Source organism: Stenotrophomonas sp. SY1 (assembly GCF_021202945.1).
GTDB lineage: Bacteria > Pseudomonadota > Gammaproteobacteria > Xanthomonadales > Xanthomonadaceae > Stenotrophomonas.
Window position 1 is genome coordinate 735278 of the sequence record NZ_JAJOYR010000002.1, and the last position, 11864, is coordinate 747141.

Genomic DNA, 11864 nt, shown 5'->3' on the forward strand with positions numbered 1-11864 from the left:
AGCCTCCCCTCATCCGCCCTCCGGGCACCTTCTCCCGCGTGCGGGAGAAGGGACCGGGTCAGCGTGAGCGTCAGGATTGCAGCGCGACTTCAGTTCGCGACACTGCAAGCCTTCCCCCCCACGCGGGAGAAGGGATGGAGGCAGCGCAAGAGCCAGGGATGCAGCACGGTTCCAGTTCGCGGCATTGCAAACCCTTCTCCCGCATGCGGGAGAAGGTGCCCGAAGGGCGGATGAGGGCAGCTCCTCCCTGGGAGACGCCGAACCTTCATCCCAGCCTGCTCAACCGAAAACGAGCTTGCCTTTCATCATTCCCCAGTGACCGGGGAACGAGCAGAAGAAGGTGTAGTCGCCACCGCGTGTCAGCTTGCTGGTGGCAAAGCGCACCTGCGTGGTCTGCCCGCCGCCGATCACCGGGGTGAACGCGATCACCCGCGCATCGTTCTTGGGCAGATAACTATCGGCCAGGGTGGAACGCATGCCGGCGGTTGCCACCGGCTGGAAATCCGGCGTGCGGGTCAGCACCCAGTTATGCCCCATCGCCGTGGCCGGCATCCGGCCGGTGTGCTTGAGGGTGAGGTCGACCTGGGTGCAGTCGGCCGCCACGCGGATCTGCGGCACCGAGAACTGCATGCGGTCGTTGCTTTCGATGGTGACCGCGCAGGTGCGGGCCAAGGCCGGAGCGGCGGGCAACAACAGGACGACAAGGGCCAACAAAAGACGGGAACGCTTCACGCCGAACTCCGGGAACTAGCAGTGTCCCGATTCTAGGCAACTGACCCATAACGGCGCATGTGACGGGTTGTCGCAGGGATGCGCCGTCCCCGCGCAACACCGATACTTGCCTGCTTCCCACGCATGTCCAGCCGATGCCCGTACCGCACGCCCTGCTGCTTGATTTCGACGGCCTGCTCGCCGATTACGACCATCGCCGCTTCCTGCTGCAATTGGCCGACGCAGCGGGCTGCGACACCGTGCAGCTGGATACCGCCCTGCGCAGCGAACGCATCGAACTGGCCCATGCGCGCGGCGAACTCGATGGCGTGCAGCTGTTGCAGGCGTTGAACAGCCGGCTCGGCGCCAGCTTGCAGGCAAGCGACTGGCAGCGCGCGCGCCTGGCCGCAACCTCGGTGCGACGGGACTGCGTCAGCGTACTCGACCAGCTCCGCGCCGATGTCCGCCTCGCCGTGCTGACCAACAACGGTTTGCTGACGCTGCCGGTACTCCAACAACTGCTGCCGGACCGCACGGTGCTGTGCAGCGCCATGCTGGGCGTACGCAAACCCGACCCGGCCGCCTATCACGCTGCCTGCAGTGCATTGCAGTGCGATCCGGCGCGCACGCTGTTCGTCGATCACCTGTTCCGCAATGTGCAGGGCGCGCGTGCCGCCGGGCTGCAATCGGATACCGCGTATCACGCGCAGTCGTTGCGACGCCTGCTGCGCCGCCAGCATCTGCTGCGCTGACGCAGGCGTTCGCGGCGATTGAAGTTCATTTGATCTCCGCTGGCGACACTGGGCTCCCGTTCCCCGGAGCCGACCATGAATCCCCTGTCCCGTGTGCTTCTCACCGCCAGCGTCTGCCTGCTGGCAACATCCGCCACCCCGTTGCTGGCCGCGCCCTCAACCGACAAGGTGCTGATCGTGGTCAGCGGCGAAGGCAAGGACACCGGCAAGCAACGCCCTGGCTATGAATTCGATGAACTGTCGCAGGCCTGGGGGGTGTTCAAGGCCAACGGTCTGGAAGTAGAGATCGCCAGCCCCAAGGGTGGCCCGGTCGAGGCGGACAAGTACAACCCGGCCGAGCCGTTCAACGCGGCCCTGCTGGCCGACAAGGAGGCCATGCGCAAGCTTGCCGACACCCAGGCAACCAGCACGCTGGAAGCCGATGACTACGCGGCGATCTACGTGGTCGGTGGCAAGGGCGCGATGTTCGACCTGCCCCGCGACGCCAGCCTGCGGCAGTTGGCAGGCCGCATCTGGGACAACGGCGGCATCGTGGCCGCGGTCTGCCACGGGCCGGCGGCGTTGGTGGATGTGCGCCTGGCCGATGGCAGCCTGCTGGTGAACGGGCGCAAGCTCACCGGCTTCAGCAATGAGGAAGAAGCCCTGTTCGGCAAGAAATGGGCGGCGGAGTTTCCGTGGCTGCTGGAAGACACGATGCGCCAACGGGGCGCACACTGGGCCGAAGCGCCGTTGATGATGCCCAAGCTGGTCGTTGATGGCCGCCTGATCACCGGCCAGAACCCCTATTCAACCTATGCCGTCGCCGAGGCCATCGTGCGGGCCACCGGACGTACGCCCGTAGCGCGCACGCCATCACGTGACGAGCTGAGCATGGCGCTGGTTGAACGCCTGCTGGCGGGCGATGCGCAGGGCCCGCGTGATGCACTGGCCACCGAACCTGGCCGCTACCACATCGATCTGATCGGCATTCTTGGCTACTACCAGGCGCAGGCCGCCACCGATGATGCCGCGCTGGAGCAGGCATTGCAGGTGATGGACCTGGCCCTGCCACACATGCACGAGCCACAGCTGAAACTGGCCGCCGCCGAAGCACACCTCAAGCTCAAGCGCCCGCAGCAGGCACGGACGCTGGTACTGAAGGCACTGGAAACAGATCCCAAGCTGGAACAGGCTCAAGCCCTACTGCAACGGATTGATGGCTGAGCCATGCCCCTGCCTGCGCTGCGCATTCTGGTGATCGAAGACAACCGCCTGCTGCGTGACAACCTGCAGGCGCTGTTCGCCGCGCACGGCTTCCACAGCGAGTTCGCCGCAGACGGCCGCAGTGGCCTGCAGTCGGCACTGGCCGCGCCGCCGGACGTGCTGGTGCTGGACCTGGGCCTGCCCGGCATGGACGGCCTGCAGGTATGCCAGCAGCTGCGGGCCGATGCCGACCGCCACATCCCGATCCTGATGCTGACCGCGCGTGATGCGCTGGATGACCGTCTGCGCGGCTTCCGCAGCGGTGCCGATGACTATCTGGTCAAACCCTTCGCCGGCGAAGAGCTGGTTGCGCGCTGCATCGCCCTGTCGCAACGCCACCGGGCCGGGCAGACGCATGTGCTGCGCATCGGCAGCCTGCATATCGACCGGCGCAGCCACAGCGTTCATCGCGACGGGCAGCTGCTGGAGCTGCACCAGACCAGCCACGACATCCTGCTCGCGCTGGCAGAGGCCTGGCCGCGCACGCTCACCCGCAGCGAGCTGGTGCAGCGGCTTTGGGGAGACGCACCGCCCGACTCTGATCCGCTGCGCACCCATCTTTACCTGCTGCGGCAGGCCTTGGACAAACCCTTCGCCACGCAGATGCTCAAGACGGTGCATGGCGTCGGCTTCCGGCTTGAATCCGACGAGGCACCTACGTCATGAGCCGCTCCAGCACGCCGCCACGAAGGCATCTGCGCAACCGGCTGATGCTCGCCTTCGCCGGCTTCACGCTAGTGGTGGCTGCCCTGTTCGGACTGTACGTGGCCGTGTTCGCTTACGCGGTGGAGGACATGTTCTTCAACGGCCTGTTGGACCGTGAAGCCGGCGAGCAGATCGAACACCATGCACGCACCGGCCAATGGAAGACACCGCGTGAATCGTGGATGCAGGTGATCGCGTCGCCCGATCAGCTCCCCGACGGCATCGCCGGCACACTGGCTGCTGAACCACACCGCACCGAGTTTCCCGGAGTCGACGGTCGCCACTACCACCTCAAACGCCTGCAGCCCGCAGACACCGGCAAGCCCGCCTGGTTGCTCGCCGAAGTCAGCCAATTGCTGGTGGTGCGACCCCAGCGCGCGGCGCTGTTGCAGTTGTTGGCGTGGACGGGCGTGGCGGTAATCAGCCTCGCACTGCTGCTGGGCTGGTGGTTGGCCCGGCGTACCACCGCCCCGCTCTCGAAGCTGGCACAGCTGGTGGACCAAACCGACCCGCAACACATGCCGGACACCTTCGCAGCGGAATTCCCCAATGATGAAGTCGGTGTACTGGCAGAACGACTGCAGGCGCTGATCGCCCGTATCCGCGCGTTCGTCAGTCGCGAGCGCGAGTTCACCCGCGATGCCAGCCACGAGTTGCGAACGCCGCTGGCCGTGATCCGCAGTACCACCGAGCGACTGGCGCGTGAGCCGGGGCTTTCGACCAGTACCCGACAAGGCCTGGCCCATATCCAGCAATCGACCCTGCAGCTTGAGCAGACGGTGGCCATGCTGCTGACGCTCGCGCGCGAACAGGCATTGCCTGCTGATGGCCAGCCCCTGCGCGTCCTGCCGATGCTGGAGCGGGTTGTCATCGAGCAATCACCGCTGCTCGATGGCAAGGACATCCACCTCGATCTCGACGTTCCCACACAGGCCACCAGCACGCTGCCGGCAGCGGTGCTGCAGGTACTGCTGGCCAACCTCATCGGCAATGCGTTCGCCCACACCGATGCAGGACAGATCCGCGTGGCCGTCGAAGCGCAGCGGTTGTGCATTTCCAATCCCGGCGTAGCAATCAGCAACGACGCGTTGCGCCCCTTCGTCAAGGACGAAGCCAGCAGCGGCTTTGGTCTGGGCCTGGCCATCGTGCGTCGCCTGTGCGACCACCACGGCATCGACCTGGTCATCGACAACACCGAACAACTGACGACGGTCAGCTTCGCGCTTGCCACAGAGCCTGCGCCATGACGATGAAATGGCCACGCTTGCTGGCCGGATTTCTGCTGTGGACTGCAGTGGCCACCACGGCATGCGCTGCCACACGTGAAAGCACATCACTGCAGACCGACATGCAGCAGCTGCTGCGCGAGGAAAGATGGGAAGGCGTCGTCTGGTCGACCGTGGCGGCCGATGGCAGCGTCATCAGCGGCGCTGCCGGCGTCAGTGACGCCCGCAGCCGCGCGCCGATGTTGGCCTCCAGCCGAGTGCACGTCGGCTCGGTCACCAAGGCGGTGCTGGCCGTTGGCGTGCTGCATCTGGTCAGCAGCGGCCGGCTGTCGCTGGATGCGCCGGTGAGCGAGGTCGTACCGTCCATCCGTTTCGACAATCCCTGGGAAACCACTCATCCGGTGCGTGTGCGCCACCTGCTGGAACACACCGCAGGACTGGAAAACCTGAAGCTGTCGCAGTTCTTCAGCCTTCAAGCCACCGCGGATACTCCGTTGGCCACAGGCTCGGGAACCGATGCGGGTGCATTGCCGGTGCTGAACCGGCCCGGCAGCCGCTTCAGTTACTCCAATCTCGGCTACACCCTGCTCGGGCAAGTGATCGAAGCCGTTACGGCTGAGCGTTACGAAACCTGGATGAACCGCGAAGTGCTCGCGCCCCTGGCCATGCACGACAGCACCTTCGCCTTCACCGCGCAGTCCGGGCCGTCTGCGGACGCGCGGCTGGCGATGGGGCATTTCGAACAGGCCCATCCCGCACCGGCCGTGCCCACCTACCTGCGCCCGGCCGCCCAGCTGACCACCACCGCAGCGGATATGGCGCGCTTTGCCGCGTTTCTGCTCGGCGATGGGACCGTGCATGCGCAGCCATTCATCAGCCCCGAGCTGATGGCAGCGATCACCCGGCCAGGTGACACCGAAGCGGCGCGTGCGGGGCTCCCGCTGGGGCATGGATTGGTGCTGGTCGGCCGCGACCGGCACGGCGTGGTCGGCGCCTGCCATCCGGGCAACACGGTCGGCTTCTGGGCAATGCTCTGTGTGTTTCCTCAACACCGCAGTGCGTTCTTCGTTGCGACCAACACCGACAACGAAGATGCCGACAACGAACGCCTCAATCGTCGTCTGATCGATGCCTTGGCGCTGCCGAAGGCCGCACCAACGCGTGCTTCCCAGCCACTGGAGCACTCGCCTCACGATTGGTCTGGTTTCTACGTGCGCGCGCCGGCACCCATGCCTGCCATCGCACCCTTGCAGGCACTGACCGATTTCATTCGCGTGGATAGAAGCGGCAACACGCTGCGTCTTCGCACTTTGTCGAAGGAGGCGCAGTTGCTGCAACCGATGGGAGGCAATCTGTTTCGCGCAGACGGCCGCACCCTGCCCTCGCATGCATTGCTGATCGGCGATGACGGCAAGCGCGTGCTGAGCGATGGATTGCGCAGCCATGTCCGCGTTCCGAAATGGCAGATCGCTTTGCCGGCGCTGCTGCTGGCGATTGCCTGCGCCGCGCTTGTCATCCTGCTGGTACTGGGGTTTGCACTCGCACTTCGACGCCGGCTGCATTGGCGGCACCCCGCGTTCGCGCCATTGCTGGCCTGCACGGCGCTGTTATTGCCGTGGCCGTTCTTCCTTCAACAGTCACTGCTGCGACTCGGCGACAGGACCGTGGCCAGCTCCTTACTCGCTTTGGTGACCTTGGCCCTCCCATTGGCGCTGCTCGCCGGTGTTGCGTTGGGATTGCGCCAGTGGCGCGACGGGAGTCGCAGCATTCGGGCAGCGACGTTGTGCATTGCCATGTCGCTACCCGGTGTCCTGCTGCTGGTGGCGTGGGGATTGCTGCCGCTGCGGTTGTGGTCGCTGTAACGCGATCGGGAAACGGGAAATCCTCCGCTTCTCACTGACGGAAGAGGCGGGCAGCCCGGACATCCATTCACCGGCGGCCTAACAAAAAAGCCCCCGACGCATCCGGCAAGCCGGAGGCATATCGAGGGCGGTATTTGGCCCGGGCGCGCTGCGCCTGCCCGGGCCAAGACGTTGCGGATTACTTGCGCGACGCCATGTACGCGGCAATCGCCTCACGCACGCGCTTGAGGCCTTCGGCGACTTCTTCATCGGTGATGTTCAGTGCCGGCACGAAGCGCAGCACGCTGGTGCCGGCCTGCAGGATCAGCACCTGCTTCTCGGCAGCCAGGTCCAGCAGCACGCCGATGTCGGCCACGTATTCCGGCTTGAGCACCGCGCCCAGCATCAGGCCCATGCCACGCACCTGCTCGAACACGCCGAACTCTTCGCCAATGGCCTCCAGCCCGGCCTTCAACGCAGCCGACTGACGCATCACGTTGGCCTTGATCTCATCGGAGGACAGCTTGCGCAGCGCCACGCGGGCGACCGCTGCGGCCAGCGGGTTGCCACCGAAGGTGCTGCCGTGGGCGCCCACGCCCATCACGTCGGCCACCTTCGGGCCAGCCAGCATGGCGCCGATCGGGAAACCACCGCCCAATGCCTTGGCCAGGGTGACGATGTCCGGGGTGACGCCCCAGCTCCAGTGCGAGAACAGCTCGCCGGTACGGCCCATGCCGACCTGGATTTCGTCCAGCACCAGCAGCGCGTCGTGCTGGTCGCACAACTCACGGGCACGGCGCATGAACTCGGCGCTGGCCGGCATCACACCGCCCTCGCCCTGCACCGGCTCGAACATCACCGCAGCCACGTCGCCGCCGGCCATCGCCGCTTCCAGCGCGGCCACGTCGTTGAAATCGACATAACGGAAGCCACCGGGCAGCGGCTCGTAGCCTTCCTGGTACTTGGGCTGGGCGGTGGCGGTCACCGTGGCCAGCGTGCGGCCGTGGAAGCTGCCGCGGAAGGTGACGATGAAGCGCTTCTCCGGGCCGCGATCCTGCGTGCTGGCCCACTTGCGCACCAGCTTGATGGCCACTTCATTGGCCTCGGCACCGGAATTGCACAGGAACACGCGCTTGGCGAAGCGCGAGGCATCCACCAGTTCCTGTGCCAGGTGCAGCGGCGGTTCGCTGTAGAACATGTTGCTGGTGTGCCACAGCTTCTCGGCCTGTTCGAACAGCGCGGCCTTCAGGTCCGGGTTGTTGTGGCCCAGGCCACATACCGCGATGCCGGCGGCCAGATCGATGAACTCACGCCCCTGCGTGTCCCACACACGGGCACCCTGGCCGCGTTCCAGCACCAGCTGGCGCGGGCGGTACACCGGCAGGTAGTAATTGGACAGGGACAACAGCGGGTCAGCGACGGCGGTCATGGCATTCCGGTGGGATGGGTGTGAAAGGCGCATTGTCCCCCATTCCACCGGCTGCGGCACAATGCCGCCCATGCGACTTTTCACTGCCCCCCAACTGAACCCCGCCAGCGAAACCGGCTGGCGCCGGCGCTGGTTCGACATCATCCACCGCACCGACACCCCGCCCTCGCGCCGCTTCGACCTGCTGCTGGTCTGGGCCATCCTCGCCAGCGTGCTGGTGGTGATGGTGGACAGCGTGCAGCGCATCCATGCGTCCTGGGCCACCGGCTTCTACATCGTCGAATGGGGCTTCACCCTGCTGTTCACCGCTGAGTACGTGCTGCGCCTGCTGGTGGTACGGCGCCCGCTGCGTTATGCCTTCAGCATCTGGGGCATCATCGACCTGCTGGCCATCCTGCCGTCGTACATATCTTTCTTCATCCCCGGCACGCAGAGCCTGCTGGTGGTGCGCGTGCTGCGCCTGCTGCGGGTGTTCCGCATCCTCAAGCTGACCCGCTACATCGAAGAAAGCGGCGTGCTGATGCAGGCGCTGTGGCGCAGCCGCCGCAAGATCCTGCTGTTCCTGTCGATGGTGGTGACCATCGCCATCATCGCCGGCGCGCTGATGTACGTGATCGAAGGGCCGGAATACGGCTTCAGTAATATTCCGACCAGCATGTACTGGGCGGTGGTGACGATGGCCACGGTGGGCTTCGGCGACATCGTCCCGCACACCACGCTTGGCCGCTTCATCACCTCGGCACTGATCCTGATCGGCTACAGCATCCTGGCGGTGCCTACCGGCATCTACACCGCCGAACTGGCCGGCAACATGCTGCGCGAGCAACGCCATGACACGCGCGGCTGCATTGTCTGCGGCCACGAAGGCCACGAGGCCAAGGCGCATTTCTGCAATCGCTGCGGGCATGAACTGCCCGAACATATTGATCCCTGAGCGGCAGCCGCAGGAGCGGCGTCAGCCGCGAAGCGCGAACATGCTCCGTCGCGGGAACACCGCCCGCGACCTGCACGTTTACCGGCTTCGCGGCCAAGGCCGCTCCTACGGCATCGGGTTCAATCCAGGAACAAATCCGGCAGCAGCGCCCGCGACGGGTCCATCGCATAGCCGGACAGGTCAGTCACACCGGCTTCGGCCAGCACTTCATCATCGATCAGGAACTTGCCGCTGAAGCCGGCGGCCGGGCGCGTCAGCACAGCATGCGCGGCATCGGCCATGATTTCCGGACGACGGCAGCCGGCCACGTCCACGCCGGGAATCATGTTGATCGCATCGGTGGCGATCACCGTGCGCGGCCACAGCGCATTGACCGCAACGCCCTGCGGGCCGAATTCACCGGCCAGGCCCAGGGTGACGAAGCTCATGCCCATCTTGGCCAGCGTGTAGCCGGTGTGCGGTGCCCACCACTTCGGGTCCAGGCTCGGCGGCGGTGCCAGCGTCAGGATGTGCGGATTGGGGGCCTGCAGCAGGTGCGGCAGGCAGGCCTGCGCGCACAGGAAGCTGCCACGCGAATTGACCTGCTGCATCAGGTCGAAACGCTTCATCGGCGTGTCCAGCGCGCCACGCAGCCAGATCGCCGAGGCGTTGTTGACCAGGATGTCGATGCCACCGAAGGCGTCGACCGTGGCTGCCACGGCCGCATTGACCTGGTCTTCCTCACGGATGTCGCACTTCAGTGCCAGGCCCTGGCCGCCGGCGGCGTTCACCGCTTCGGCCGCGCTGTGGATGGTGCCCGGCAACTTGGGGTTGGGCACCGACGACTTGGCCGCGATGGCCACGTTGGCACCATCACGCGCCGCGCGCAGTGCGATGGCCAGGCCGATGCCACGCGAGGCGCCGGTGATGAAAAGTGTCTTGCCCTGCAAGCTGCCCATATCCGTACCGATGGTTGGAAACAGCCGGCATTATGCCGGTGCGCCTCGACACTTTCCGTTCATGCGCATTGCCGATACTGGTCGTCGCTTTCCTCCCCCCAGGACCCGACGATGAACCCGCTGTACCGTACTGCCCCCCTGTTGCTCGCCCTTTCGCTCGGCGCCTGCGACAAACCCCAGCCACCCGTGCAGCCGGCAACGCCCCACAAGGACGTCACCGCGCAGACCACCGGGCTGGGCGAGGCAGCGGTCAAACTCGATGCCAAGGCGGTATGGCAGGGCTCCCTCGACACCTGCCGCAGCGCCGCTTCTGCGGCCGATGTGTGCCTGGTCCAGACCCTGCGCGCCGGTGGCGCTTCACCGGCGGCCATCAGTGCCGCACGCAAGCTGTCCGCACAGGGCAAGCCCGGCTATGTGAGTGGGTGGCAGAGCGTTGAAGGCGTTGGCGTAGCCCTGTTGGAGTTCCCGTTCCGCGCCAATACCAACCAGGGCACCTGGCTGGTGGATGCGGCCGGCAGGACCATCGACGTGGATGAAGATGTGCTTGATGAAGGCATCCGCAACTCGCCCGAGTACAAGGCATTCATCGACAAGCACCCGGACACCAGCCCGTTCGCACCGGCCCAGGCCAGCGGCAGCGAAGTCCTGGCCGATGGCGGCGTGCGCCTGCGTTACACCACCCCACTGCGCAGCTGCCATGCCTGTGCCGAGGAGGGCAAGGTGACTGTCGGTTACGACTTCGACGCCAAACGCAATTTCATTGGCAAGCAGTTGGTGGAGCTGCGCTGAAGCCGTGCCTCGGCGGGCGCTGCCTCAGCACCCGCCGGTTGACGCGGCAAGGTCACGCGCGTAGCGCTCCAGCAGGCGCGGCACGATCATCCGATGCAGCGGCGCGACCGGCAGCATGTACAGCCGGCCGAATGGACGATGCAGATGCACCACGGTTGCCAGCGTCAGTTCACGGCCTGCCGGATCCGACCCGAGCTGCAATGACAGATCCACGCGCAGGTGACGGTCGCTGTCACCCAGCACGATGCCGTCGGTGCTCTGTTCGCCCAAGGTAAAGATGCCCAACCGCTGCCCCACTGCCAGTTCCGCCGGCGCCAGCGCCGGCACGCTGCGGATCGCTCCCAGGTCCTTCATCCCAAGCAGGCGCATGCCGGCATTGCGCACGCGCATCAGGCCGTCGAACCAGCCCGGCACCTGGCCAGCGATGTCCAGGTAGGCCTGCAGCGCGCTTTGTGGCCGGCCAGGCAGGACGATCCGCGCGGCATGGGCGAAATGGCTGCCCGCCAGCCGCGAATGGAGCAGGTCACCGGGCGCGATCGCAACCGTATGCGCCCGCTCACGGTCGCTCACGGCTTGGGCCCCTGCCCTTCGTTGTCTTCCCAATGCAGGATGCGCCGGGTGACGAAGCGGTAGACCGGCTTGCCGGTGGCGAACCACAGCTCGCGCACCCAGGAATGACGCTTGAGCACGCGCAGCTCCACCGGGGTCAGCGCCTGCCGGCAATACATGCGCTTGTGCTTGAGCAGGTGGCGCAGGTCCTCGCGCGCCAGCAGCCGCATCCAGCGCGAGCGCGGGTTGCCGCACACCGCCAGCTGGAAATCGATCAGCGCCGGCGAGCCGTCTTCACGCACCAGCCAGTTGGCTTCCTTGGCCAGGTCGTTGTGGGCGATGCCGTGCCGGTGCACCCGCTGCAACAGCCGACGCGCGGCACGGAAGTAAGCCACGTCCCCGTGCGGCGGCCGTTGGTACATGGCCGCGCCCTCCATGTAGCTGCGGTCCAGCCAGCGGCCGTCCCAGGCCAGCAGGCGCGGGGTGGCCTCCATCCCATCGAGCTTGGCCAATGCACGCGCCTCGCGCCTGGCCAGCCACCAGGCCGGCAGCCGCAGCCACAGCGGCGTTGCGCCCAGGTCGCGGCGTACGAACCGGCCGTGCTCGCCATCGACCAGCAGAATGCGCCCGAAGCTGTCGGCCTTCAGCGCGGTGAAGGCGCCTGGAGTGGAGGGTTGTTTCATCCGCGCATTCTAGTCGGCACGGCCTTCTTCATTGAGCATCACCACAGCTAAACGGCGTTGGCGCG

Annotated in this window: 12 protein-coding genes; 7 read left to right on the forward strand and 5 right to left on the reverse strand. The window is 66.1% G+C overall.

The annotated features are described in order from the left end of the window. Window positions 1-279: 279 nt before the first annotated feature. A complete protein-coding gene (gene azu / locus LR961_RS14890) occupies window positions 280-732 on the reverse strand; it encodes an azurin (protein ID WP_232150728.1) in 453 nt (150 codons plus the stop codon). A gap of 134 nt (window positions 733-866) precedes the next feature. Between azu and LR961_RS14895 the strand changes: the two genes are divergently transcribed. The 5 genes from LR961_RS14895 to LR961_RS14915 all read left to right on the forward strand — a co-directional run bounded on the left by LR961_RS14895 (window position 867) and on the right by LR961_RS14915 (window position 6498). Then, window positions 867-1463, forward strand: a complete 597-nt coding sequence (locus LR961_RS14895; RefSeq protein WP_232150729.1) for an HAD-IA family hydrolase — start codon at window positions 867-869, stop codon at window positions 1461-1463. Between the two features lie 75 nt (window positions 1464-1538). Then, entirely contained in the window at window positions 1539-2666 is a 1128-nt protein-coding gene (locus tag LR961_RS14900) for a type 1 glutamine amidotransferase domain-containing protein (RefSeq protein WP_232150730.1), read from the forward strand. 3 nt (window positions 2667-2669) lie between these two features. Beyond that, window positions 2670-3371 (forward strand): response regulator transcription factor, encoded by a 702-nt coding sequence (locus LR961_RS14905; protein WP_057632913.1) that lies wholly within the window; start codon window positions 2670-2672, stop codon window positions 3369-3371. Then, window positions 3368-4657, forward strand: coding sequence for a HAMP domain-containing sensor histidine kinase (locus LR961_RS14910; RefSeq protein WP_232150731.1), 1290 nt, complete (start codon window positions 3368-3370; stop codon window positions 4655-4657). The genes LR961_RS14905 and LR961_RS14910 overlap by 4 nt, the downstream gene beginning before the upstream one ends. After that, complete coding sequence (locus tag LR961_RS14915) at window positions 4654-6498, forward strand: serine hydrolase domain-containing protein (protein ID WP_232150732.1); 1845 nt, start codon at window positions 4654-4656, stop codon at window positions 6496-6498. The genes LR961_RS14910 and LR961_RS14915 overlap by 4 nt, the downstream gene beginning before the upstream one ends. A 178-nt stretch (window positions 6499-6676) precedes the next feature. On the opposite strand, the gene LR961_RS14920 is transcribed toward LR961_RS14915, so the two are convergent. Next, window positions 6677-7906: an acetylornithine transaminase gene (locus LR961_RS14920; protein WP_232150733.1), complete on the reverse strand. Its 1230-nt coding sequence runs from the start codon at window positions 7904-7906 to the stop codon at window positions 6677-6679. A 70-nt stretch (window positions 7907-7976) separates the two neighbouring features. On the opposite strand from LR961_RS14920, the gene LR961_RS14925 reads away from it, so the two are divergent. Beyond that, window positions 7977-8840: an ion transporter gene (locus tag LR961_RS14925; protein ID WP_232150734.1), complete on the forward strand. Its 864-nt coding sequence runs from the start codon at window positions 7977-7979 to the stop codon at window positions 8838-8840. Between the two features lie 119 nt (window positions 8841-8959). Here LR961_RS14925 and LR961_RS14930 read toward each other — a convergent pair whose 3' ends face one another. Next, window positions 8960-9778: an NAD(P)-dependent oxidoreductase gene (locus LR961_RS14930; protein WP_232150735.1), complete on the reverse strand. Its 819-nt coding sequence runs from the start codon at window positions 9776-9778 to the stop codon at window positions 8960-8962. Window positions 9779-9889: 111 nt separating this feature from the next. Here LR961_RS14930 and LR961_RS14935 point away from each other — a divergent pair, with 111 nt between their 5' ends. After that, window positions 9890-10567: a hypothetical protein gene (locus LR961_RS14935; RefSeq protein ID WP_232150736.1), complete on the forward strand. Its 678-nt coding sequence runs from the start codon at window positions 9890-9892 to the stop codon at window positions 10565-10567. Between the two features lie 24 nt (window positions 10568-10591). Here the strand turns inward: LR961_RS14935 and LR961_RS14940 are convergent, their stop codons facing one another. Both LR961_RS14940 and LR961_RS14945 read right to left on the reverse strand, forming a co-directional pair. Further along, window positions 10592-11137, reverse strand: coding sequence for a DUF2867 domain-containing protein (locus LR961_RS14940; protein ID WP_232150737.1), 546 nt, complete (start codon window positions 11135-11137; stop codon window positions 10592-10594). Continuing rightward, the gene (locus LR961_RS14945) at window positions 11134-11799 is read right to left on the reverse strand and encodes a serine/threonine protein kinase (protein ID WP_232150738.1); all 666 of its coding nucleotides are present in this window, start codon (window positions 11797-11799) and stop codon (window positions 11134-11136) included. The genes LR961_RS14940 and LR961_RS14945 overlap by 4 nt, the downstream gene beginning before the upstream one ends. Window positions 11800-11864: the final 65 nt, after the last annotated feature.